Source organism: Enterococcus sp. AZ091 (assembly GCF_051714805.1).
GTDB classification, from domain to species: Bacteria; Bacillota; Bacilli; order Lactobacillales; family Enterococcaceae; genus Enterococcus_D; species Enterococcus_D gallinarum.
Genome location: NZ_JBIOSO010000001.1, coordinates 1,162,437 through 1,187,461 on the forward strand (window position 1 = coordinate 1,162,437; position 25,025 = coordinate 1,187,461).

The 25,025-nt window shown below is 40.6% G+C and carries 22 protein-coding genes and 1 pseudogene; 13 read left to right on the forward strand and 10 right to left on the reverse strand.

Annotated elements, in window-relative coordinates; genetic code table 11:
• Positions 1-353: 353 nt before the first annotated feature.
• Complete coding sequence (locus tag IGJ28_RS05975; RefSeq protein WP_003127373.1) at positions 354-812, reverse strand: YehR family lipoprotein; 459 nt, start codon at positions 810-812, stop codon at positions 354-356.
• Between the two features lie 388 nt (positions 813-1,200).
• Here IGJ28_RS05975 and IGJ28_RS05980 point away from each other — a divergent pair, with 388 nt between their 5' ends.
• The 4 genes from IGJ28_RS05980 to IGJ28_RS05995 all read left to right on the forward strand — a co-directional run bounded on the left by IGJ28_RS05980 (position 1,201) and on the right by IGJ28_RS05995 (position 5,121).
• Complete coding sequence (locus IGJ28_RS05980; protein WP_003127374.1) at positions 1,201-2,070, forward strand: class II fructose-bisphosphate aldolase; 870 nt, start codon at positions 1,201-1,203, stop codon at positions 2,068-2,070.
• A gap of 130 nt (positions 2,071-2,200) precedes the next feature.
• Positions 2,201-3,460, forward strand: a complete 1,260-nt coding sequence (locus tag IGJ28_RS05985) for a UDP-N-acetylglucosamine 1-carboxyvinyltransferase (RefSeq protein WP_003127375.1) — start codon at positions 2,201-2,203, stop codon at positions 3,458-3,460.
• Between the two features lie 2 nt (positions 3,461-3,462).
• Positions 3,463-4,758, forward strand: a complete 1,296-nt coding sequence (gene rho, locus IGJ28_RS05990) for a transcription termination factor Rho (RefSeq protein WP_003127377.1) — start codon at positions 3,463-3,465, stop codon at positions 4,756-4,758.
• 99 nt (positions 4,759-4,857) lie between these two features.
• Positions 4,858-5,121, forward strand: a complete 264-nt coding sequence (locus IGJ28_RS05995) for a type B 50S ribosomal protein L31 (protein ID WP_005228304.1) — start codon at positions 4,858-4,860, stop codon at positions 5,119-5,121.
• Positions 5,122-5,232: 111 nt separating this feature from the next.
• On the opposite strand, the gene IGJ28_RS06000 is transcribed toward IGJ28_RS05995, so the two are convergent.
• From IGJ28_RS06000 to IGJ28_RS06020, 5 genes and pseudogenes are all read right to left on the reverse strand, one after another.
• Positions 5,233-6,384: a tyrosine-type recombinase/integrase gene (locus tag IGJ28_RS06000; RefSeq protein ID WP_252712087.1), complete on the reverse strand. Its 1,152-nt coding sequence runs from the start codon at positions 6,382-6,384 to the stop codon at positions 5,233-5,235.
• A 146-nt stretch (positions 6,385-6,530) separates the two neighbouring features.
• Positions 6,531-7,100, reverse strand: a complete 570-nt coding sequence (locus tag IGJ28_RS06005; RefSeq protein ID WP_050762665.1) for a hypothetical protein — start codon at positions 7,098-7,100, stop codon at positions 6,531-6,533.
• Between the two features lie 588 nt (positions 7,101-7,688).
• A complete protein-coding gene (locus tag IGJ28_RS06010; RefSeq protein WP_029487242.1) occupies positions 7,689-7,871 on the reverse strand; it encodes a hypothetical protein in 183 nt (60 codons plus the stop codon).
• 438 nt (positions 7,872-8,309) lie between these two features.
• Positions 8,310-8,680: pseudogene (locus IGJ28_RS06015) on the reverse strand (hypothetical protein).
• A gap of 352 nt (positions 8,681-9,032) precedes the next feature.
• Positions 9,033-9,419 carry a YxeA family protein gene (locus IGJ28_RS06020; protein WP_003127394.1) on the reverse strand — a complete coding sequence of 129 codons (387 nt, stop codon included), beginning with the start codon at positions 9,417-9,419 and terminating at the stop codon, positions 9,033-9,035.
• A gap of 242 nt (positions 9,420-9,661) precedes the next feature.
• Here IGJ28_RS06020 and IGJ28_RS06025 point away from each other — a divergent pair, with 242 nt between their 5' ends.
• The 3 genes from IGJ28_RS06025 (at position 9,662) to IGJ28_RS06035 (ending at position 12,038) form a co-directional block, all read left to right on the forward strand.
• Complete coding sequence (locus IGJ28_RS06025; protein WP_156248213.1) at positions 9,662-10,276, forward strand: LysM peptidoglycan-binding domain-containing protein; 615 nt, start codon at positions 9,662-9,664, stop codon at positions 10,274-10,276.
• 122 nt (positions 10,277-10,398) lie between these two features.
• Positions 10,399-11,100, forward strand: coding sequence for a glucosamine-6-phosphate deaminase (nagB, locus tag IGJ28_RS06030; protein WP_156248212.1), 702 nt, complete (start codon positions 10,399-10,401; stop codon positions 11,098-11,100).
• A 227-nt stretch (positions 11,101-11,327) separates the two neighbouring features.
• Positions 11,328-12,038 (forward strand): MgtC/SapB family protein, encoded by a 711-nt coding sequence (locus IGJ28_RS06035; protein ID WP_005471648.1) that lies wholly within the window; start codon positions 11,328-11,330, stop codon positions 12,036-12,038.
• Between the two features lie 39 nt (positions 12,039-12,077).
• On the opposite strand, the gene IGJ28_RS06040 is transcribed toward IGJ28_RS06035, so the two are convergent.
• Positions 12,078-12,875, reverse strand: coding sequence for a DUF92 domain-containing protein (locus tag IGJ28_RS06040; protein WP_242387468.1), 798 nt, complete (start codon positions 12,873-12,875; stop codon positions 12,078-12,080).
• A gap of 129 nt (positions 12,876-13,004) precedes the next feature.
• On the opposite strand from IGJ28_RS06040, the gene IGJ28_RS06045 reads away from it, so the two are divergent.
• From IGJ28_RS06045 to IGJ28_RS06070, 6 genes are all read left to right on the forward strand, one after another.
• Entirely contained in the window at positions 13,005-14,315 is a 1,311-nt protein-coding gene (locus IGJ28_RS06045) for an FAD-dependent oxidoreductase (protein ID WP_438845290.1), read from the forward strand.
• Positions 14,305-15,744 (forward strand): helix-turn-helix domain-containing protein, encoded by a 1,440-nt coding sequence (locus IGJ28_RS06050; protein ID WP_252712088.1) that lies wholly within the window; start codon positions 14,305-14,307, stop codon positions 15,742-15,744. The genes IGJ28_RS06045 and IGJ28_RS06050 overlap by 11 nt, the downstream gene beginning before the upstream one ends.
• A gap of 138 nt (positions 15,745-15,882) precedes the next feature.
• Positions 15,883-17,403 (forward strand): glycerol kinase GlpK, encoded by a 1,521-nt coding sequence (gene glpK, locus IGJ28_RS06055; protein ID WP_003127402.1) that lies wholly within the window; start codon positions 15,883-15,885, stop codon positions 17,401-17,403.
• Positions 17,404-17,406: 3 nt separating this feature from the next.
• Positions 17,407-19,227 (forward strand): type 1 glycerol-3-phosphate oxidase, encoded by a 1,821-nt coding sequence (gene glpO / locus IGJ28_RS06060; RefSeq protein WP_138371578.1) that lies wholly within the window; start codon positions 17,407-17,409, stop codon positions 19,225-19,227.
• A 1-nt stretch (position 19,228) separates the two neighbouring features.
• Positions 19,229-19,945, forward strand: coding sequence for an MIP/aquaporin family protein (locus IGJ28_RS06065; protein WP_003127404.1), 717 nt, complete (start codon positions 19,229-19,231; stop codon positions 19,943-19,945).
• 157 nt (positions 19,946-20,102) lie between these two features.
• The gene (locus IGJ28_RS06070) at positions 20,103-21,119 is read left to right on the forward strand and encodes an alpha/beta hydrolase (protein ID WP_252712089.1); all 1,017 of its coding nucleotides are present in this window, start codon (positions 20,103-20,105) and stop codon (positions 21,117-21,119) included.
• A gap of 49 nt (positions 21,120-21,168) precedes the next feature.
• Here IGJ28_RS06070 and nrdF read toward each other — a convergent pair whose 3' ends face one another.
• The 3 genes from nrdF to nrdH all read right to left on the reverse strand — a co-directional run bounded on the left by nrdF (position 21,169) and on the right by nrdH (position 24,810).
• A complete protein-coding gene (gene nrdF, locus IGJ28_RS06075) occupies positions 21,169-22,137 on the reverse strand; it encodes a class 1b ribonucleoside-diphosphate reductase subunit beta (RefSeq protein WP_003127406.1) in 969 nt (322 codons plus the stop codon).
• Positions 22,138-22,327: 190 nt separating this feature from the next.
• On the reverse strand, positions 22,328-24,487 hold the full coding sequence (nrdE, locus tag IGJ28_RS06080; RefSeq protein WP_103300584.1) for a class 1b ribonucleoside-diphosphate reductase subunit alpha: 2,160 nt from the start codon (positions 24,485-24,487) through the stop codon (positions 22,328-22,330).
• 98 nt (positions 24,488-24,585) lie between these two features.
• A complete protein-coding gene (nrdH, locus tag IGJ28_RS06085) occupies positions 24,586-24,810 on the reverse strand; it encodes a glutaredoxin-like protein NrdH (RefSeq protein WP_003127409.1) in 225 nt (74 codons plus the stop codon).
• Positions 24,811-25,025 lie beyond the last annotated feature (215 nt).

Sequence of the window (25,025 nt, forward strand, 5' to 3'; positions counted from 1 at the left end):
GACGTCTACGATGAGACGATTCGAGTGAAATCGTGGACGTCTTTTCTTGGTCTATGGCAGGTGGAACATTTTTCTAGGAAAAAAGATAAAAAAAGCTGGTCTCAAAACGGAGCAGGCAAGAAAAGTGGATTACCAAAGCAAATGGCACTATCCCTTTGAGAGTATGGGATGCATGGACTCGTTCAAAGAAATAAAAAAGCAAAAGAAACATACGAAGAACAGCTCCCCCATTTCTTCCGTTAAGAAGAAATGGGGGAAAACTGGTTTTCATTAAAAAAGCCCCTTTTTCAGGGGCCAGTAGGGATGATCTTTCTAGGACCATTCCACATTCGCTCGTTTCTCAAAGGAATAGTTTATTTTTTCAAGGTATACCCTTGGTCTAGTAACATTTTTTCCGTTCGTTCCATGCTGATGCCATTTGAAGTATCACCTTCAAATGTGACCCCTGGCAATTGCTTTGCCGCATCGTAGTCTAAATTACTGTAATCGATCGTCAATGATTCGGTTGCTGCATCTTCTCCGTAATCAAGCGAATAATCGATACCCTTGATTGCCTGATACTGTTTGGCGATCGGATCCAATAATTGTTTTGCTTCCTCTTTCGTAGATACGCCAACAGAAGAATAAGGCATGATATTGTTGGCGGTTTGCTTTTTCACTTCGTCACCTTCGTAATTGAAGACCAACTCCATTTGAACTCCGTTTTGTTCATTCGTGAATGTCTTGGTTTTTTGACTCGCTCCATTTGCTCCGCAACTTGCTAAAAAGAATATACCCAACAACGCTATAAATCCCACTACTGTTTTTTTCATTCTATCCCTCCTTTTTTTCATGATAGTATACTCCACCTGCCAGAGCTATTCATATGCTCAAAAACAAATAGTCTTTTTTTGTCCGATAGGCAATCCATATCGTCAGCGGGAAAATGATAAATTGTTGAAAAAGTTCGTGAATTTTTTCTCGAATTTTCAGAAGTATTCTTGTTATTGTATGCAAACAAATGTAAGACGAGAGGCTAGTTTCACAAAGTTTTTTCAGAAAAGAAAATGAAAAGCAAAGAATTTTTAATTTGTGCAATCTTTTATTGAAAAGAGAATTACATCTTTTAGTAGCAAATACTGCAAATGTTTGCTAAAATAGCAGTGTCGGTTAAGCATTGCTTAACAAATAAAGTTTTTTAAAACTTAGGAGGAATTTTTTATGCCAGTAGTATCAGGAGCTGAATTCTTAAAAGCTGCTCGTCAAGGTGGATATGCAGTAGGTGGATTCAATACAAATAACTTAGAATGGACTCAAGCGATTTTAGAAGCTGCTGAAGCGAAAAAAGCGCCAGTTCTTATTCAAACTTCTATGGGTGCTGCAAAATACATGGGCGGATACAAACTTGCTAAAGATCTTATCTGTGATCTAGTTGAATCAATGAACATCACTGTTCCAGTTGCGATTCACTTAGACCATGGTGACTACGATGCAGCAATGGAATGTATCGAAGTTGGCTATACTTCAGTTATGTTCGATGGTTCTCATTTACCATTCGAAGAAAACTTGAAATTGGCTAAAGAAGTTGTTGAAAAAGCACATGCTAAAGGCGTTTCTGTTGAATGTGAAGTTGGTTCAATCGGTGGTGAAGAAGATGGCATCATCGGAGCTGGTGAATTAGCAGACATCGAAGAATGTAAACAAATGGTTGCAACTGGTATTGATTACCTAGCTTGCGGAATTGGTAACATTCATGGACAATACCCAGAAAACTGGCAAGGACTTGCTTTTGACCACTTACAAGCAATCGCTGATGCTGTAGGTTCTGATGTTCCTTTAGTATTACACGGTGGTTCTGGTATTCCTCAAGAACAAATCGAAAAAGCAATTTCAATGGGTGTTTCTAAAGTAAACGTAAATACTGAATTCCAATTGTCATTCGCAAAAGCAACACGTGAATACATCGAAGCTGGTAAAGACCAAGAAGGTAAAGGTTTTGACCCTCGTAAACTATTGGCACCAGGTAAAGCTGCAATCATCAAAGATGCAGAAGAACACATTGACTGGTTCGGTTCAGCTGGTAAAGCTTAATTCTTTCAGTTCAAAAGAACGATCACAAGTGATCGTTCTTTTTTTGTGGGGAAATCCTGCTTTTTTCTTTGTCTGTTCTATGCTAAAATTGGCATGATACACACAAACTCTAAAGTATAGGTGGATATAGATGAAAAAAATTGTCATTCAAGGCAATCGTCCCTTAAAAGGAGAAGTGACGATCAGCGGGGCAAAAAATAGTGCAGTAGCGTTGATTCCTGCGGCGATTTTGGCTGATTCTCCTGTCGTATTAGAAGGGGTGCCGGATATTCAAGACGTGCACTCATTGATTGAAATTTTAGAAATTATGGGTGTTCAAACGCACTTTGAAGAAAACACACTGACGATCGATCCAACCGAGATCGTTTCGATTCCGATGCCAAGCGGCAAAATCAATAGTTTACGCGCTTCTTATTATTTCATGGGCGCATTGTTAGGCAAGTTCGGTGAAGGAGTCGTGGGCTTACCTGGCGGCTGTTTCCTAGGTCCTCGTCCGATCGATCTGCATATCAAGGGATTCGAGGCGTTAGGGGCTACGGTTACGAATGAGCATGGCGCGATGTATTTGCGTACAAGTGAAGCGGGGCTTGCCGGAGAACGGATTTTCTTGGATATGGTATCTATCGGAGCGACGATCAATGTCATGTTGGCAGCTGTCAAAGCTAAAGGCAAGACGATCATCGAAAATGCCGCTCGCGAACCTGAGATCATTGATGTGGCAACTTTGCTGAACAACATGGGAGCCAAGATCCGTGGGGCAGGCACCAACGAGATCCGCATTGAAGGCGTCCAAGAATTACACGGTTGCCGCCATTCGATCATTCCCGATCGGATTGAAGCAGGCACTTATCTTTCTTTGGCGGCAGCAGCCGGTGAAGGAATCACCATCAAAAATGTCATTTATGAGCATCTTGAAAGCTACATCGCTAAATTAGAAGAAATTGGTGTGCGCATGGATATCAGTGAAGATGAAATCTATGTTTATCCATCGAAAGATTTAAAGCCAGCCAATGTAAAAACATACCCATACCCTGGTTTTGCTACCGACTTGCAACAACCGATCACTCCCTTACTTTTGAAAGCAAATGGCACGTCAGAAATTTTGGATACAATCTATGCAAAACGTGTCAATCACATACCAGAACTTGCACGGATGGGTGCGCAAGCAACAACGGAAGGCAATTTGATCTTGCTCAACGGACCGAGCCAGCTTCATGGCGCAGAAGTCGTTGCATCAGACTTGCGAGCAGGAGCTTGTTTAGTAATTGCTGGACTGATGGCTACGGGAACCACCACAGTCTTCAATGTCGAATATATTTTACGGGGATATGATCATATAATCGATAAACTTACAGCCTTAGGGGCTGACATTCAAATGGTAGAGGAGTAACTATGAGCGACTATCTAACAATGGCAGAACTGGAGAACAAAACGCTAAAAGAAATCTACACGTTTGCCAAAGAATTTCGAATTCCTTATTACAGCCAAATGAACAAAAAAGAATTATCACTGGCTGTTATTCGGGCCCAAGCAGAAAAACAGGGTTTCTTTTATATGGAAGGTATCCTTGATATCGTTGGACAGGAAGGTTATGGCTTTTTGCGTCCAATCAATTATGGCCCCAGTGCAGAAGATATCTATATTTCTTCTTCTCAGATTCGCCGCTTCAGTTTGCGAAATGGCGACAAAGTAGCGGGGAAAGCGAGACCGCCAAAAGAGTCAGAACGTTATTATGGTTTGATGCATGTAGAATCTGTGAATGGCAAAGATCCGGAAGAAGCAAAAGAACGGCCGCACTTCCCTGCATTGACGCCGCTTTATCCGAATCGTCATTTGAAATTGGAAACTACCCCTGGTCGTCTGTCAACACGGATGATCGACATGCTGGCGCCGGTTGGCTTTGGTCAACGGGGATTGATCGTTGCCCCGCCGAAAGCCGGGAAGACCAGTATCTTGAAAGAAATCGCTAACGGGATCACTGACAATCACCCGGATGTAGAGTTGATCGTCTTATTGATTGATGAACGCCCGGAAGAAGTGACGGATTTGGAACGAAGTGTCAAAGGAGATGTTGTTTCTTCGACCTTTGATCTGCAGCCTAGCAACCATACTCGGGTCTCTGAATTGGTTTTGGAGCGTGCCATGCGTTTAGTTGAAGACAAGCGTGATGTTGTGATACTGATGGATAGTATCACGCGTTTAGCGCGTGCCTATAACTTAGTCGTGCCACCAAGCGGCCGTACATTGAGTGGCGGGATCGATCCAGCCGCATTATACAAACCGAAGAAATTTTTCGGAGCTGCTCGGAATATCGAAGAAGGTGGCAGTCTGACGATTTTAGCCACTGCGTTAGTTGATACCGGCAGCCGAATGGATGATGTCATCTACGAAGAGTTCAAAGGAACTGGAAACATGGAACTGCAGCTCTCTCGCAGTTTAGCCGAGCGTCGTATTTTCCCAGCCATCGATATCAAGAAATCCGGTACCAGAAAAGAAGAGCTCTTGATGAGCAGCGAACAATTAGAAGAGACTTGGCGCTTGCGCAATAATATGACTGGTGACTCATTAGAATTCACGGAACAATTCCTACAGTTTTTAAGAAAAACAAAAACCAATGCGGATTTCTTGTCTGCTTTTCATGACGTACATTTTGGTGATAAACGGCCAAAAAGAAATCTAAAAAGATAATTGCATCGAAAAACGAAACATGGTAAGATAGTCATGTTGTAAAATCGACAAATCAACTCTGGTACAGCAAATGGACCAGGGCAAAGGAGAGAAGAAGAAATGAAACAAGATATCCATCCAGATTATCATCCAGTTGTATTCATGGACTCAACTACTGGTTTCAAATTCTTATCAGGTTCAACAAAGAATTCACAAGAAACTGTTGAGTGGGAAGATGGCAACACGTATCCATTGATCCGTGTCGAAGTAACATCTGATTCACATCCATTCTACACTGGACGTCAAAAATTCACACAAGCAGATGGACGTGTGGACCGTTTCAACAAAAAATACGGTCTCAAAGACGCGAACGCTGCGGAATAATTCTAACAAGGTTAGAACGTTGGTTTACCAACGATTTAGAGATGTTTTCCTTAGTCGGGGGCATCTCTTTTTTTGTGCATGTTGCGTTTCTTGTTGCGATATTATTTAAACTTAATTCGTCATGAATTGTGCAAAGCGATTACCAGTCTCTTCCCGCTTTTTATCAGTTACATGAGCATACACATTCATTGTTGTTTTTATATCTGTATGACCCATTCGCTCTTGAACTTCTTTGATAGGTACACCAGATTCAAGTAGGAGACTGCAATGAGTGTGACGAAATCCATGAACTGTCATATATTCTAAGTTATTATCTTTAAGAATTTTCGTTAGTCGATGATTTAAAAAATCAAGATATAAAACTTTGTTTTCTTCTGAGGTAAAAAGTAATTGTTCTTCATTATCATGTTTTATCCCTAGTTTGAAGAAAAGCTCTTTTTGCTGTAATTTCCAACGTTTCAAAAGTTTGAGTGTCTCATCATCTAAAGATAACTCTCTGACACTTTTTCTTGTCTTAGGGGTTTGAAAAATTAATTTCCAACCATCAGCAGTAGCAACCGTCTGTTTAACAGACAAGGTTCCTCGACCAAAACTTATATCTTTCCAACGTAAGACATGTAGCTCACCTTTCCTAAGTCCGGTAAATGCTAGAATTCTAAACATCAGGAATTCAGAAAAAGGCAACTGTTCTTTTGCTTTATCTAGAAAAGTAATCAATTGTTTTTGGCTGTAGTAGGGTGCTGCATAATCCTCTTGATCAATGTCCATTTGTCTTTTGGGTCGAATTACACCATTCATTGGGTTATTAGTAAGCAAGCGTACACTAATAGCATACTGAAAGATTTGAGAAGTAATCATAATCAAATTATTGAACTTTTTGTAATAGCTGAACCAATGATTTACTTTAGCCTGACAATAAGGGATAGTTATCTTGTTGATCGGAATTTTTCCGAAATGAGGTATGATATGCTTCTTTAGAGCAACTTTTTGAGCAGTAAGTGTACTTGCTTTCACAGTATTCTTATACTGTTCTAACCACATTTCTGCTACTTTTTCAAAGTGAAGGTTACTATCAAAAATAAAATCAGCGCTTTTTGATTTTAGAAGCAATCGAGATAAAGCAAGATTTGCCGCTTGTCTTGTTTTAAAACCACTACGATTAGTTTTTATTTCTTTACCAGTTAATGGGTCTTTACCAAGGTAAACATGAAATTTATAGGCAATTTCACCATTCTTCTTTTTATATTTCTTTATTTTCGCCATAAATATATTATCGTCCTTTCTTGCCCGCCAGCATGTCGAACGAGTGGCATCACTCCTTTCAATTTGGTATAATTGGGTATAGCAAATAAGCATTAGGTTTATTTGGTTTTAGCACGCTCTCGCTTTGGTCGGTGGGGCGTGTTTTTTTATTGTGCAGAAGTCATATATGCATCAGTAATTAATTCTGCTTGCTCCATATAGACATCGGTCAATTTCGTAGCCCAATCTTCGTAATCTTCATATTTCCCAGATCCGCTAGTCAAATGAACATTTGCCATTTCCTGTATTCCTTCATTGGAAATTTCAGCCAACTCACTTATTTTGTCGTTTGACAATTCTGCTAAACCTTCTACTCCGTTTTGATTATTAGGATATTCAGCATTGTATTCATCAACTAACTTCGGTGCTGCTTCTTTAATTTTTTGAGTGTATTCGTCTAGAATAGCTTGATATTGTTCATCAGCGCTTTTGCTCTCTTCTTTTGGAGCTTGGCTTTCTGATGAAGCTTTTTCTGATGTTTTATCTGATGTCGAAGTTGCTTCTTTTGAGCTGGTAGATGTTTTCTCAGCAGAGTTTTTATCTTTAGAATTACCCCCAAGAGATCCGCCAACTGCAGCAACTAGAATTACCACTAAAATCCAGAACCATACCTTTTTGTAAAAGGGTTTTTTTACCTTATACAATTTACCATCTTCGCCTCTAACTCTTTTTGCCATTTTTATTTCCTCGATTCTTTGATATAATATATTTGTACTGTCTCAGAAATGAGGTTAGGGCTTTTAGAAGTTGGAGCTTCTAAGAGCTTTCTTTTTTTAGCAAAATATTTTCATGGGTTCAACGAAAATAGATTCGCTGTCAAAAGTAAAAATATAATTATGATGAAAGTGTTTTGTTCCGTATTTATTATTCCATACGTTCAACGCACATTCTAGAAGATATGGTATAGAGATACAAGTATCTCTATACCATATCTTCGTGCTTTCATTCTTCTTTCCACACACTAGGAACTGTAGGAATAAATAACGTCCTTACTAAAAGAAATCGCTCTTTTAGTAAGGATTATGGGCGGATCAAAGTTATTACATGTGTACAAAAAATAAAGAAAAGACCATTTTTGCAATAAAGGAACCAGCAAAAAAAGCGAGAACAATCAACATAATTTTCCAAGGTTTTAACCAAGCACTATTCTTTTTCATCTAATCACCTCTATAAAAAGAATACTATGATAAATAAATAATATCAAAAAAAATTGATACTTAATCAGTTATTCACCAAATCAGGCAACTAACGAGATGAAATCAGAATCAGTTTTGCTTTTCAGATTTTTTAAGTTTAATTGCTCGTATTAGGTGGACACAAAAGCTCGCAAAAAATAAAAGCCCTGCAATTTTTGGAATGGCACCAATTGAAGCTAAAAATAAAAAAGCTGCTATAAAGTTTACACAAGCGGCTAGCAGGTAAAGGTAGAAACTAGTTTTTCTTTTCAAAGTGCTCACTCCTTTTGAACAGCATATCATACTTTATTTTCAATGTGAAAAAATAATGCCAAAGAAAGTCGAAATAAATAATTTCACTATCCGACGAAATAAAAAAGAAATAGAAAGAACTTCTATTTCTTCGAGCGATTTTTATTCGAATACAGGGCAATGATTATAGCTACGGCTATGCAAAAGACTAATACTTTTAACATATTCACACATCCTTTTTAGATTAGTTTAAATTATAACTTTCTAAAAATATATAGGGCTTTAGGCCTATTAGTAAAAGATAATTCAGTCCCACAAGTTATCGAACTCTTTTTTTCGATTATTCCTCGGCAATCAAGAAGGCCAATTTTTTCAAACAACTGTTAAAACAAAAAAGTGAAGAAACTACTGGAACTAAAAGTTTCTTCACTACTCATCAAGTAATCAATAAACCTTTGTTTATCCAAATATGTAACATCTAAATTTTTTGAAGCAAGGAAAAACAAACATGCAGAACAATAGAAAGAGTTGAAAAAGTAAGATAATCGTTAAATTGACCGTTCCGTAACGCTGGTAAAGGTAGATATGTACGAGTAATTCACCAAGATTCATGAGAATCAAGATAAGATAACTACTCGCTTTTACTTGGCATCTTTTTAGTAGGTGATAGCTGATGTAATAATCGAGTAGGACAAAAAAAAGTAATGATAGTTTGTTTAAAGCAGTGATGGTATCATGTTGTTCGGCAAGCTGTTGAAAGAACAAAAGTGCTGTGGGAAAAGGGATATAAATGATTAATAAAGAAAGAAAAAATATACAACAAAAGGCATGTTCACACTCCTAAAAAAAATTACCAAAAGGCAGAAAATAATTTAGCAAATTTTTATTCAGAGGTCAACAGTAGGATTTGTTATTTCAATGGTTCGATCATTAGGCATGATTGTTTTTGCTTAAGAAATGAAATCTTGGTTTACAGACTGAGGAAAATTGCGGTGATTTTCTGTCACGGAGGAATGCACCTTGATAAACCCCGTCACAATAAGGTTATAAGAGGGATTGAATATTATTATTAAAACAATGTATAAATAAAAAAACTCCTGAAAGCAGAGTGGAGAAGACAGTTACTCTTGAGTTCAGAAGTTTTTGGTTTTTGAAAAAAATCAATTTTATCAATGAAAAATGTTATTTTTGTGCATTTAATTTTTTTAATACATCAGCTGGCACATCTTTTTCAGCGACCTCATTCGGTCCGGAGATGATACGTTTTTGACTGATCTCTGCTTTAACTAGTGTGTTAGGAGCATAAGGCTGGATATCTTCACCAGACAATTCATAGGTCATTTCTTGTCTTTCGCCATTTTCTTTAACAAATTCAAACGTATATTTATAAGAAGAATAGCCTTCGATTTTTTTTCCTGAACCGTCTACTGTTTGTTTCCTTTCAGGTGTTTCTTTTGGTGTGCGTGCATAGGCAGTGACTCCTTGATAGGTCTCAGAATAGTATTTATAACTAAAATAGCCTCCTACACCAAGTGCGACTACAAGAAGAGCAAGCATCATTTTTTTCATAATTAACCCTCATTTCTTTTTTGCTGAGACGACTATAACACGGACTAGCTTAAAAAATTCATTGAAAAAGATAACACTATTGTAAGTTTTTGATTATTTACATGAAAATATAGCTGTAATTTTCTGTCGAGGAATTGTGATAGAAGAAAATAGAATTGAAATCATTTTGCAATATTGTAATGTTAATCTTTTATTTGTGCCTGGGGAGAGGTACAAATACACAAAAAGAGAGGTTTTTTCATTTGAAAAAATTTGTATTCACAGCTGTTGCAGGACTAGGTTTATTTATCGGAGGCACTGTTGCATCTGCAGAGGAACAAACCCATGTGGTTGCTCCAGGAGACACACTGTCAGGATTAGCAACTGAATATGGTACGACAGTGGATGACCTTTTAGCATTGAATGAATCCATTCAAGACCCTAATTTGATTTTTGATGGCGAAACATTGCTGATTTTTAGTGATGCACAACCGATGACACGCGCGCAAGAAACGACAGAAACAGCGCAAACGCAAACTGAAACAGCGCCGGCAGCTACACAATCAAACGCTGCTAGCACTAGCGCTGCAAGTACACCAAGTACTGGTTCAGGAGTCTTGAACCCAGTGGACGGTATCAATTACTATAATGGTGTCAGAGAATCTTATTATTCACAAAAAGTATTAGCTGGTGGCGGCTTAAATATTCCTGGCCGACATGTTGCCGCTGACGGAACGATCCGTGATGCAGATGGTTATATCGTTGTAGCTAGTGACAATCAAGCCAAAGGCTCAACAGGGCAATCTTCTTTGGGTGCCTACAAAGTCTATGATACAGGCGTTGGTCACAGCGGAATCGACGTTTACACAAACTGGTAATCAGCAAAAACAGTTGCATGAAATATGCAGCTGTTTTTTTGTTATGGTCTAGACTAATTCTTGTCAAAAAAATGAGAGTGTGGTATCATTGGACTATACCAAAACGAAATGAGGAGCGTATCATGGAAATTATTCGCGTGAAAGATGCAGCTGAAGGTGGGAAAAAGGCATTTGAATTGATTCAGCAAGGCGTTGAAAACGGCGCTAAAGTTCTTGGATTGGCGACAGGCAGTACGCCAGAAACATTGTATGGAGAGATGACAGCTAGCGATGTCGATTTTTCAAACATGACTTCTGTTAATTTAGATGAATATGTCGGACTTGGCGGCGAAGATGATCAAAGTTATCGCCACTTTATGAATGCTCATTTATTTGACAAAAAACCATTCAAGGAAACCTTTGTACCGAATGGAAAAGCCGAAGATTTGCAAGCGGAATGCAAACGATACGATGAAGTGATCGCGGAACATCCAGTTGACATCCAAATCTTAGGAATTGGTCAGAACGGTCACATTGGCTTCAATGAACCTGGGGCATCTTTTGATGGCACAACATCAGTCGTTGATTTGACTGAATCAACGATCAATGCCAACAAACGCTATTTTGACAAGGTAGAAGATGTACCCACTACTGCAATCTCAATGGGCATCGGTTCAATTTTGAAAGGTAAAAAAATTATTTTGATGGCCTTTGGACCAGCTAAAGCGGACGCAATCCAAGGGATGATTGAAGGTCCGGTAACGACGGATCTGCCTGCATCTGCTTTGCAAAATCATCCAGATGTCACAGTCATCGTGGATGAAGCAGCGGCAGCCAATCTCTAACATCAATTAGTTGGCAGAGCGTCCAATCTAATCGACAAAATCCGAATGAACATCGGAAAAACCAGCTACTTCCCCATTTCATCCAGTCGGATGAAAAGTTGGTATTTTCGATGATTCTTCGGTTTTTTTATTTTTCATGGAATACAGCTTAAAGATGGGTTGCGGAATTTGGACCTTCCTTTTTTCATTTTTAAAAATAGATGGTATAGTTGAAAAGGGGTGTTTCAATGGTTGATATGGTCTTATCGATTCCAGAAATTATTCTTAGACTCGTTTTAGCAATGGTCATGGGAGGCGCTATCGGTTTTGAGCGACAGTACAAAAGTCGACCAGCGGGATTACGGACCCATATTTTAGTCTGTATGGGGGCATGTGTCATTGCATTGATCCAAGTAGAGATCGCTAGTGGGGCGATGCGTGATGCGTTGAATCATCCAGATCTCGCAGGGGTCATTCGTTCAGATGAAGCTCGATTGATCGCACAAGTGGTAAGTGGGGTTGGTTTTTTGGGTGCCGGGACGATTATCGTGACAAAACGCTCGGTAACTGGATTGACGACAGCTGCTTCATTATGGGCGATTGCTGGCTTAGGGATTGCGATCGGCATGGGATTTTATGCGATTTCGATTACTAGTTTTGCCGGGATCTTTTTTGCACTGACGGTGATCAAGCGAATTGTGCGAGTCCCGACAGCCAAAAAATTGGAGATTCAATACATTCATCGTGCGGAAACAAAGGAATTTTTGACAGAGTATTTTCTTGATCGAAAAATCGTGATCGAAGATGTCAACTTTGATGTGAAGTTCATGGAAGACTATCGGATCTATACCAATATTTATACGATCAACTTACCGTGGGGGCTGAGTTTCTCTGATGTTATCGAAGAATTATCTGTTTATAAAAATATCACTAAGCTGCGGTTGGTTGATGTTAGTTAAAAAAGTACTGCCAAAGGTCACACCTTTGGCAGTACTTTTTTAGTTAGGAAAGAAACATGCGATCCCGACAATCGCTAGATTGCTAAGAAAGTTGACTGCTTCATTTGTGATCAAAGCATAGCCATGCACTTTTTTCGTTGGCTGCTGGTGATGGTTTTTTTGTTCGGTAAATTGATGACAAACCGTGCATTGGTAACGTACTTGAATCGTTGCTCCCAATAAACTATCGATTATACTACCGCTAAATCCTAACAAGAGTACCCAAATCAATGCTGTCAAAGAGAGCGGTTGGCCGCTGAGCCAGAGACAGATCGCCAGAAGTAAAACGATACCGCCGCTGCCCGCAAAAGAAGCAATGGTACCTAGGAGGCTGACACCGCCAGAAAGACCCGCAGGTAATTTTTTTCCCGTTAAGAGATTCCGGGGTGCCTTTTTGCTCAAAACACCGATCTCTGATCCCCAAGTGTCGGCGGTACAGCTAGCGATCCCGACAATAAATGCCCAGAGATAATTCTCATTGTTGAAAGAGGCGTAACCGATCAATGCCAATAAACTAGGCGATAAATTAGCCAGCACTTGGATGGCATCGCGGCGCGCACCTTTGATCACCAGATCATCGGCTGAGTTTTTTTTCTTTAAGTGATTGATGATCCCAGAGCTGGCAAAAAAGAAACCAACTAAAAAGATACTGAACCAAGGTCCCAAAGCAATGATGATCGTCCCACTTAAGGCAGCTGCTAAAGCACCGGATAAAGACAACCACTGCAAAATAAAAGCGGATCCTGCTACAAATGCACTACAGATCAGTCCCAGTAAAAATTGATAGAAAAAGACCACAGCTTCCACCTCGCTTTTTTCATCAGTTTAGCATAAAGCAAACTTGTATGTAGCTTTTTTTCGTTGCTGACAGCATTTTACTCGTCAAATGAGAGCGTTTCATTTAAGCTTAGACTAAGAGGTGAGTGTATGAAAATCGTGATCATCGGCGGTTCATTCGGAGGGATCAGCTGCGCCATCGAAGCACGCAAAATCTATCCAGAATCTGAAATCGTATTGATTGAAAAAAAAGCCCATATCGGGTTTATTCCCAGCGGGATGCTCCTGTATTTAGAAGGCAAGATTCCTTCGTTGCAAGACGCATTCTTTTGCTCCAAGGAACAGCTTGAGCAGCTGGACATTCAAGTAGCATTGCAAGAAACAATGTTGAAACTTGATCCTAAGAACCATTTCGTTCAAACAGATCAACGCAGAATCGCTTATGATCGGTTGATCTTAGCAGCAGGATCTGCACAAGAATCAGAAATTCTCTTACCGATGAATGAAGCCGCATTGACCTATAAAGATTACGGCGCTGCCAAGCAATTTATTCAGGAATTAGATCAGGCAGAAACGATTACGATCGTTGGGGCTGGACAAGCAGGTATGGAAGCAGCCAACACATTAACGGCGCTAGGAAAACAAGTCCAACTAGTGGAATCAATGACGTATCCTTTATTCAAATATTTTGATCAATCGTTTCTGGCTCCTTTTTTAGATGAATTAGCACAAATAAAAAATCTGCAGCTTTATCTGGCAGAACCTACCATTGCCATTGAATCCACGGAAACAGGCTTCCGAGTGGAGACCGCCAATCGGACATTGCTCAGCGCGCTTGCATTGACGACCGTCAATGTCCGACCGCGGCCGCACCCAGCATTTCAGCAGCTGCGCTTGCACAGTGATCATACGATTTGGACGGATGCTTATTTGGAAACTTCCGAAAAGGGTATTTTTGCTGTCGGTGACTTGATTCAGATCTACAGTCCAATTACACGGGATACGGCTTATATGCCATTGGTAAACAATGCAGTTCGTTCCGGAATCGCTGCTGCGCATAATTTGCAAGAAAAAAAAGAACCTTTTCGCGGCGGCTTACGGACAGTGGGAACCCATCTGTTTGGCTGGTATCTGGCTAGTACAGGAATGACTGAATCAGATCGCTTCTTTTATGAACAAGAAATTACCGTCAAAAAATTTACCGCTAAAGCTTCATTAGTAGATGACACACTGATCCACGGGAAACTGATCATTGCCAAGACAAGCGGGCAAGTATTGGGCGCTCAGTTACTGTCAAAGTACAATCTCTTAGAAAAAATCAACCTGCTGGCATTTGCCATTGAAAAGGAGAGCACATTGTCAGAGTTAGCGCAAAAAGATTTCTTTTTTCATCCTCATTTTACTGATGTCTTTGAACTGTCCAATGCGATTGCTTTAGGAAGTGCTGCCAATGAAATTTGAACAATTATTAGAAAAAAAAGAAGCCAAGCAATTACAGCTACTGAAAAAGCTGCTTCTAGTTGGAGGTGAACTAGAGCTTCATGAGATGGCTGCTTACCTTAGGATCAGCAAACCATCCTTAGAAAAATATGTTGATGAGTTATTTCTATATTTAGCTCCTTATTCTGATCAATGCCATCTTTTTTATCAAGGTTCATCATTAGTTCTAGAAACGGGCCCAGAGTTCTCGTTGAATCAGATTGAATATGTGTTCTACCACTCGTCGATCAAATTTCAAGTGCTGGAACATGTATTGATCAATCAAGAAATCGCCACGATTCCGTTAGCGCAAAAATTAATGATTAGTGAATCCTCCCTGTTTCGCAAAATCAAAGAATTGAATCAAGTGTTGGCAGAATTTGGATTAGAGATTTGGCAGGGGAAACTCATGGGAGAAGAAGCTCAGATTCGCTATTTTTATTTTCAGCTGCTTTGGTACTTAAATTCTTTCAAGAGTCAGCCATTACCGATTGATACAAAATTTGTGGGACTGATCGCTCGTGGGCTCAATCTGACCTTTACCGAGGAAGCACAGCAACGGGTCAGTTTGTGGCTGAAGATCATGAAGTATCGTTTGAAAGCGCCCGGACAATCGTTTCAAAGACTACGGGAAAACATGGCGTTTTATGAGAAAGATCCATTGTATCAGCAACTGCGGGAACTTGTCTTTCGCAGTTTTGGGCATTATGCACTGGAAGTTCGTGAAGAAGAGGCGATGCTCCATTTTGTTTTCTTGCTTTCCTTTTCCGTTTTCTCTGAACAAGATTTTCGCCAGTACATGCTGCAACGCTCCCGATTTACGCCGACAGCACTTACCGATACGCTGATCTTGGAACATATCTTGCATTTGTATCGACCGGCTGTCCCGCAAGAAATCGAAGCCAATTGTTATTTTCATCTTTCTCAGATCCATAGTCGTTTGTATTTTTTTAAAGGAGATGTCGAAGTTTTTGATCGAGAAAATATTTGGCAATTAGAAGCAAAACTCTCAAGTCGTAATATTCGCCAGATCAGTGAACGTTTATTGAATACTGCTGTACAAGAAATGAAGCTGGAAGCATCAGAAGAAAATACATTGTATATGATGACCATGGTCAAATATTTGAGTGTCCTGACGATCATTGATTACCAAATCAATCGGGAATTTCGGGTAGGCATCGCGTTGAATATGGATGCACTTTTCAAAGAGGCAGTCTTTTATATGTGGCTGCTGTACTTAAAAAATTTGAATGGGGTCGTCGTTGAGCGCTATGCTAAAGAACAAGACTATGATCTGATCTTGACGAATTATCCGATTGAAACATCGATTCCTACATATCGGATCAGTGAGTTAGGGACGACTTACGATCGAGAAAAAATCAAAAAGATGATTCGCGAACGCTTCAACTAATGGCGTTTTTCCAGATTTCGTCAATTTCTTAGAAAATCTCTAAAAAGTTGACGAGATCACTACAGGTAATTCGAGTAAGATAAATGTAAGAAAACGGTATCAAAAGAATAAATCAACCATTTAAAAGGAGAGAGAAACATGGCAGAGAAAAACTATATTATGGCAATCGATCAAGGAACTACAAGCTCAAGAGCAATTATTTTTGACCGCAACGGACAAAATGTCGGTAGTTCGCAAAAGGAATTTCCCCAATATTTTCCAAAATCTGGTTGGGTAGAACACAATGCCAATGAAATCTGGAACTCTGTTCAATCGGTTATCGCGGGAGCCTTTATCGAATCTGGGATTCGACCTGAAGCAATCGCCGGAATCGGGATTACCAACCAACGGGAAACAACAGTTGTTTGGGATAAAAATACCGGTCAACCGATCGCCAATGCGATCGTTTGGCAATCGCGCCAATCTTCTCCGATTGCTGACCAATTGAAAGCCGACGGACATACAGACATGATCCATGAAAAGACAGGGTTAGTGATCGATGCTTACTTCTCTGCTACGAAAATCCGCTGGCTGCTTGATAATGTGGAAGGTGCACAAGAAAAAGCAGAGAATGGAGATCTACTATTCGGTACCATTGATTCGTGGCTTGTCTGGAAACTGACAGATGGGCAAGTCCACGTGACGGATTACTCCAATGCGAGTCGGACCATGCTTTATAACATCCATCGTTTAGAATGGGATCAAGAAATTTTGGATTTGTTAAATATTCCAGCATCCATGTTGCCGGAAGTCAAAAGCAACTCCGAAGTTTACGGCCATACTCGCAGCTATCATTTTTATGGCAGTGAAGTACCGATTGCTGGGATGGCAGGGGACCAACAGGCTGCTCTCTTTGGGCAAATGGCTTTTGAAAAAGGCATGATCAAAAATACGTACGGTACAGGGGCGTTTATCGTTATGAATACCGGAGAGGAACCACAATTATCCGACAATGATCTGTTGACCACGATCGGCTATGGAATCAATGGTAAAGTATACTACGCATTGGAAGGTAGTATTTTTGTTGCCGGCTCAGCGATCCAATGGTTGCGGGATGGCTTACGTATGATCGAGACGTCTCCGCAATCTGAAGAATTAGCGGCAAAAGCGACTGGCGACAATGAAGTCTATGTCGTACCAGCCTTTACGGGATTAGGTGCACCTTATTGGGATTCTGATGCTCGGGGAGCAGTTTTTGGCTTGACCCGCGGGACAACGAAAGAAGACTTCGTGCGGGCGACCTTGCAGGCTGTCGCTTATCAATCGAAGGATGTCATCGATACCATGAAAAAAGATTCAGGGATCGATATCCCATTGTTGAAAGTGGATGGCGGGGCTGCTAAAAATGATCTTTTGATGCAATTCCAAGCAGATATCTTAGATATTGAAGTGCAACGGGCAGCCAATCTTGAAACGACAGCACTGGGGGCGGCTTATTTAGCTGGCTTGGCCGTCGGCTTCTGGAAAGACCTCGACGAATTGAAAGCAATGGCAGAAGATGGTCAACTCTTTACACCAGAAATGCCAGCTGATGAACGTGAGAACCTTTATGAAGGATGGAAACAAGCAGTGGCAGCGACTCAGATGTTTAAATTCAAAGTGAAGAAAGAAGGCGAGTAAGCCATGACTTTTTCTTATAAAGATCGGCAACAAGCCCTAGCAGAAGCAAAAAATACGACCTATGATGTATTGATCATTGGTGGCGGAATCACTGGTGCTGGAGTCGCCGTGCAAACGGCAGCTGCCGGCATGAAAACGATTTTGGTAGAAATGCAGGATTTTGCTGAAGGAACCTCCTCTCGTTCGACGAAACTGGTTCATGGGGGCATCCGCTATTTGAAAACATTTGATGTCGAAGTTGTGGCAGATACAGTGAGGGAACGAGCGATCGTGCAACAGATCGCTCCCCATATTCCTAAACCAGATCCCATGCTTTTACCTATCTACGATGAGCCCGGTGCAACCTTCAATCTTTTTTCTGTCAAGATTGCCATGGATTTGTATGATCGTCTGGCAAATGTAACAGATAGTAAATATGCCAATTATACGTTGACGAAAGAAGAAGTATTGGAACGAGAACCGCAACTGCAACATGAGAACTTGACCGGAGGCGGAGTCTATCTGGATTTCCGCAACAACGATGCCCGTTTAGTGATCGAAAATATCAAACGGGCCCATCAAGATGGTGCTGCAATGATCAGCAAAGCCAAAGTTGTCGGTATGCTTCATGATGAACAAGGAAAAATCAATGGTGTTCAAGTAGAAGATCAATTAACGAAAGAACAATTCGCCATCCATGCGAAAGTTGTGATCAATACCACTGGACCATGGTCTGATATCGTTCGAGAATTAGATAGCAATGATAACTTACCGCCGCAAATGCGCCCAACCAAAGGTGTCCATTTAGTGGTGGATCGTGAAAAGCTGAAAGTACCTCAGCCAACTTATTTTGATACTGGCAAGAATGATGGTCGGATGGTTTTTGTGGTTCCTAGGGAGAACAAGACGTATTTTGGTACGACAGATACGGATTACACGGGCGATTTTGCCCATCCGACTGTTACGCAAGAAGACGTCGATTATCTTTTAGAGATCATCAACCATCGCTTTCCAGAAGCTGCGATCCAACTGGATGATATTGAAGCTAGCTGGGCGGGGTTACGCCCGCTGATTACGGCTAATGGCGGTTCTGATTACAACGGCGGAGCTAAGAGCAAACTTTCGGATGAAAGCTTTGATCAAATCGTGCAAACTGTAGAAGCGTATTTGGACGATCACCGCAAACGCCCGCAAGTCGAAAAGGCGATCAAACAAGCAGAGGAACGTCTAGAAGCCAGCAGTGTGGATCCTTCACAAGTTTCTCGGGGCAGCAGCTTGGAAATGTCTCAAGACGGACTGTTGACACTGGCCGGAGGCAAGATTACAGATTATCGGTTAATGGCTGAAGGCGCCGTCAAACGAATCAATGAATTACTGGCTGCAAAAGGGCAGCAGTTTGAATTAGTGGATTCCACGCGTTATCCGGTATCTGGCGGCGAAATTGATCCGACCAATGTCGAGGACGAACTGGCGCAATTGGCGAAAACCGCCGAAGCTGCCGGTTTTTCCCCAGAAGATGCGCGATACTTGGCCGATCTTTACGGTTCAAACTTACCGATAGTCCTTACCTATAAAACCACGTTTGCGGGGCTGGATGAAAAAGAAAGCACGGCATTGAATTATGCCTTGCAAGAAGAACTGGTTCTGACCCCTGTGGATTATTTATTGCGACGAACCAATCATGTTCTCTTTATGCGAGATACGTTGGATCAGATCAAAGTTGGTGTGATCGATGCAATGGCGGATTATTTTGAATGGACAGCTGCAGACAAGCAAATGTATGCCGAAGAATTGGATCAAGTAATTGCGGAATCAGATTTGAGTGCCTTAAAAGGAGGAGAATGATATGAGTGATGCAACACAAATCTTTAGTGAATTTCTGGGAACGGCAATTTTAGTTTTACTGGGGGATGGTGTTTGTGCGGCAGTCAACCTTAAAAAGAGTAAAGCAGAAGCTTCCGGCTGGATCGTGATCGCGACAGGCTGGGCAACAGCTGTGACGATTGCTGTTTATGCCTCTGGCTTCATGGGACCTGCCCATTTGAACCCTGCTGTAACGTTGGGAATGGCAATGACGGGTAATTTTTCTTGGGGATTGGCGGTACCTTTCATGTTGGCACAGTTAGCAGGCGGGATCGTCGGTGCAATTCTTGTTTGGCTCAATTACTTGCCGTTATGGGATGAAACAGAAGATCAAGGCGCTATTTTAGGGACATTTGCCACTGGACCTGCCGTTCGTAACTTAGCCGCGAATACGATGACCGAAGTGATCGGTACGTTTGTTTTAGTATTTGGCTTGTTGGCATTTGGTGCAAATACCTTTACGGATGGCTTGAACCCAATCGTAGTCGGAATCTTGATTTTGGCGATCGGTCTTTCTTTAGGCGGACCGACAGGATATGCCATCAACCCAGCTCGAGATTTAGGTCCGCGGATCGCCCATCAAATTTTGCCCATCAAAAATAAAGGAACATCTGACTGGGGATATGCGTTTGTACCAATCATTGGACCTTTTATCGGTGCAGCATTGGCAGCCGGACTATTCATGATTTTACCGCTCTAATTGACTCATTGATCTTTTAAACGATAGCGATCTGCTAGATGGCTATCGTTTCTTTTTTTTGATAAATTCCTTCGTTTGATTGAATTCTTCCAGCGTTTGATTGAATTCTTCCAGCAAAAGTGGTTAAATAAAGAAGCTGAAAAAAGAGCAAAGGAGCATGTATGTGAAAAAAATTTTGCGTGTTTGTTTATGGCTTGTCGGTATTCTAGTAATACTAGCATTAGTTGTACTGATTGCTTTTCAAGTGTCACCTCGTCCAGGGGCCTATCTGATTGGAAAAATGTTTAATGACGAGGTGAAGATCACAGATGAAACCGCGTATCAAAAAAGTTTGCTTCATGTGACGGTAAAAAATGATCTGACCTATACTTCTGACTATGATCGTAGTACATTTGACCTCTATTATCCCCAAGGTGCTTCGAAAGTACCAGTTGTTTTCTGGGTGCATGGTGGTGGTTACGTCGGTGGTGATAAGGAAGGGGCCAAAGAATTTGCGACCTACTTAGCAGATCGCGGACAAGTGGCAGTGGTTTCATTGAACTATGAGTGGGCTCCTAGTCTAGAATACCCAGGGCAAGTCAAACAAATCAATCAAGCCTATCAATCGATCAAGAAAGAGGCAGCGCAATATCCAATGTTAGACTTTAAAAAAGTCATTTTTGGTGGAGACTCTGCCGGCTCACAGATTGCTGGGCAATTCTTAGCGATCCAAACCAATTCGGATTACGCCAAAGATATGAAGATGACGCAAGTGATCCCATCAGGAGATATAAAAGGATTCATTTCTTATTGCGGACCTGTTGACTTGAAGCAAATGGCTCATCAAACTTCTGATGATCGCTTCATGAAATTCTTTGTTAAAACAGTCGCGTGGTCTTTATTAGGAACCAAAGATTGGAAAAACAGTAAAGAATTGCAGCAAGTGTCATTAGTCAATAAATTGACCAAAGAATTTCCGCCAACCTATATCACGGATGGCAATGCCTATTCTTTCCAGGATCAAGGAATCGCTTTTGATCAGAAGCTTCAAGAGCTAGATGTGCCAGTTAAATCTCTCTTTTACAAAGATGTTCCTGAGGCAGTCAATCATGAATACCAATTTGATTATTCGCTAGAAGAATCAAAGAAATGTTTGGATGAAACTCTCGACTTCCTTAAAAATGTGATGCTGTAAGGCTTCAAAACGCGAAAAAAAGTTGACCCTAATAAAAGGTCAACTTTTTTTAATCTCCTAGACCGATGAAATAGTCATCATCTTTCATTGCTTCTACCGTTCCTAATAGATAGCCATTCCCCACTTGAGAGAAGAAATCGTGATTGCTGGTTCCGGTAGAGATACCATTCATTACGATCGGATTGACATCATTGGCCGTATCTGGAAACAGGGGATCTTGGCCTAAGTTCATCAATGCTTTGTTTGCATTGTAGCGCAAGAAGGTTTTGACTTCTTCCGTCCAGCCGATCGCGTCATACAATTCTTCGGTGTACCGTTCTTCATTTTCATACAATTCATACAACAAATCGTACATCCAGTCCTTCAAACGCTGTTGTTCTTCTTCAGGAAGCTCATTGAAACCTAATTGGAATTTGTAGCCGATATACGTTCCATGTACCGATTCATCACGGATAATCAGTTTAATGATCTCTGCAACGTTAGCCAATTTATTATTGCCTAAATAATAGAGCGGTGTATAAAAACCGGAATAAAAAAGAAACGTTTCTAGAAAAACACTCGCAATTTTCTTTTCAAGGGGAGTACCGTTCTTATAGATCTCATTGATACGTTCTGCTTTTTTTTGCAGATAGGGATTCGTATTGGTCCATTCAAAGATTTCATCGATCTCGGCTTTTGTATTCAATGTGCTAAAGATAGAAGAATAACTTTTGGCATGGACGGATTCCATGAATTGAATATTGTTCAAAACAGCTTCTTCATGGGGCGTGCGTACGTCTTTACGCAGCTGATCCATTCCGCTTTCTGATTGAACCGTATCGAGCAGTGTTAGCCCGCCGAATACATAACCAACCGTTGTTTTTTCTAGATCTGAAAGTGTCCGCCAATCATCTAAATCATTGGATAATGGAATACGCGTATCTAGCCAGAATTGTTCTGTCAGCTTTTCCCAAGTTGATTTATCGATGATGTCTTCAATCGCATTCCAGTTGATTGCTTCATAATAAGTTTTGCCCATCTTAGGTTCCTCCAATAGTAGTCTTGATACCAGAGACAAGAACAAAAGGAGCCTACCTGATTGTCAGTCGCAAATGCCTTCAACCTTTCGGGAGGATCTCTAATCCATCTCGATCATGCTTTGGTGAAGACATTTGATTCAATCAGGTAGTTTTTTTGTTCTTAGTCAGTGCTTAGCTTAGCGTGCGTGATTAAATCACACAGCTTTCGCATTGATTGCTGCCGATTTCTTCTGCGTCATCCGTAAAGGTCCGTACATAATAAATCGATTTGATCCCTTTATGGAACGCATAATGACGCAGAATGTTCAAGTCACGGGTTGTCTGTTTACTGGTTTCTTTCCATTCATAGAGCCCTTCTGGAATATCTGAGCGCATGAAGAGGGTCATACTCATTCCTTGATCCACGTGTTTTTGTGCAGTTGCATAAACATCGATAACTTTACGCATATCCATATCATAGGCTGAGCGATAGTAACCAATCGTATCATTGCTCAAGTAAGGTGCAGGATAGTAAATCTTCCCAATTTTCTTTTCTTGCCGTTCTTCGATCATTCGTGTGATTGGATGGATACTCGCACTTGTATCATTGATATAAGAGATAGAACCATTTGGCGCAACGGCTAAACGGTTTTGGTGGTACAAGCCGTCTTTTTTGACTGCTTCTGCCAATGCGGCCCAATCTTCTCCAGAAGGAATAAAGACACCGTCGAATAACGCTTTGATTTTGTCTGATTTTGGTTGGTAATCCCCTGTGATATAGTCTGTGAAATAGCTGCCATCCGCATAAGCTGATTTCTCAAAGTTATGGAACACTTCGCCCCGTTCTTTGGCGATGTTATTGCTTTCTACAAGTGTCCAGTAGTTGAGCAACATAAAGTATAAGTCTGTGAATTCTAATGATTCAGGAGAACCATATTCCATTTGATTCTTCGCAAAATAGGTATGCAAGCCCATTGCACCTAAACCAATCGTATGGTTCAACGCATTTCCATTTTGAATAGAAGGAACAACGTCGATGTCAGAAGCATCTGTAACAAAAGTCAACGCGCGAGTCATGGCACGGACGGATTTTCCAAAATCAGGACTGTCCATCAAATTGACGATGTTTGTTGAACCAAGATTACAACTAATGTCGGTACCAAGTACTTCATATTCTTGCTTGCCGTTGATCACAGAAGGTTCTTGCACTTGGAGGATCTCGGAACAAAGGTTACTCATAATGATCTTGCCGTCGATTGGGTTGGAACGATTGGCCGTATCAATATTGATGATATAAGGATAGCCGGATTCTTGTTGCAATTTCGAAATTTCGTTTTCAAGATCCCGGGCTTTGATTTTGGTTTTACGAATTTTAGGATTCATGACTAAATTGTCGTATTCTTTGGTGATGTCGATATAAGAGAACGGGATACCGTATTCTTTTTCGACACTATATGGGCTGAATAAATACATATCTTCATTTTTACGGGTCAATTCATAGAATTTATCAGGAACGATCACACCAAGAGAAAGAGTCTTGACCCGGATTTTTTCATCCGCATTTTCTTTTTTGGCAGATAAGAAACTGATGATATCTGGATGGAACACGTTGAGATAGACGACACCAGCACCTTGACGCTGTCCTAGTTGATTGGAGTAGCTAAAGCTATCTTCGAACAATTTCATGACTGGCATCACACCGCTAGCAGCTCCTTCGTAACCTTTGATAGGCGCGCCAGCTTCCCGCAAGTTAGACAACGTGATCCCTACGCCGCCGCCGATCCGAGAAAGTTGCAATGCGGAATTGATCCCCCGACCGATTGCGTTCATATCGTCGGTCAACTGGATCAAGAAACAAGAGACCAATTCACCTCGGCGTTTGCGGCCAGCATTCAAGAAAGAAGGCGTTGCCGGTTGATAACGCTGATAGATCATTTCATCAGCCAAAGCCAAAGCTAATTCTTCATCGCCATCTGCAAAATAGAGAGCATTGAATGCCACACGGTCTTCATAACTTTCCAAATAGGCTGTTCCGTCATTGGTTTTCAATGCATATTGAGAATAAAATTTGTACGCTGCCATGAAGGACTTGAAGGTAAAATGCTGTTCAGATAGAAACTGATAAAGTTCTTCGATAAACGCAGGACGATACTTACGAATGAAAGCTTCTTCTAAGTAGTCATGTTCAATCAAGTAATTGATTTTGTCAGTAACTGTATCGAAAGTCATCGTATTTGGCTCAACATTTTCTTTGAAAAAAGCCGCTAGTGCTTCTTTATCTTTGTGTAGAGGGATCTGTCCATCAACGGGGCGGTTGATTTCATTATTCAATTTAAAGTAGCTTACATCCTTGATTTCTTTTAAGCTCATAAAAGGCAACCTCTTTCCTTGTTTTGATCGTATAAAAAAGGATCTGCAGGTCTTGACGACTGACAAATCCTCCAAAAACACATTGGTTAAGTTACTGCTTAGCTGGCCAATTGACGTAATTGATCCGGACGGAAGCCAATGATTGTTTGTGCATCAGAAGTGATGATCGGAACGCTTTGGAATCCTTGTTCTTTCAAAAACTCAATTGCTTCAGGCTGGTTGTCAATATTGATTTCTTCAAAAGAAATATGATTATCGCTTAAAAAGCGTTTTGCCATTTTACATTGCATACAGTTGTTTTTTGAAAATAGTTTAATATTCATAATGATTTCCTCCGAGTCAGTAGTAGTTATAAATCTAGTATAAATAAGTCTAGGAGAAAGTCAACGAAAAAACACTATATCTAGTGCTTGTGAAAATTACATACACTATTTATAGTGTTTATCTGGTTTTTATACAACCGAAAAAAGCCGATTTTTCCTAGGAAATCGCGATTTTTAGCCAAAAAGATCCGAGAATATGCAATGGATGTGAGTAA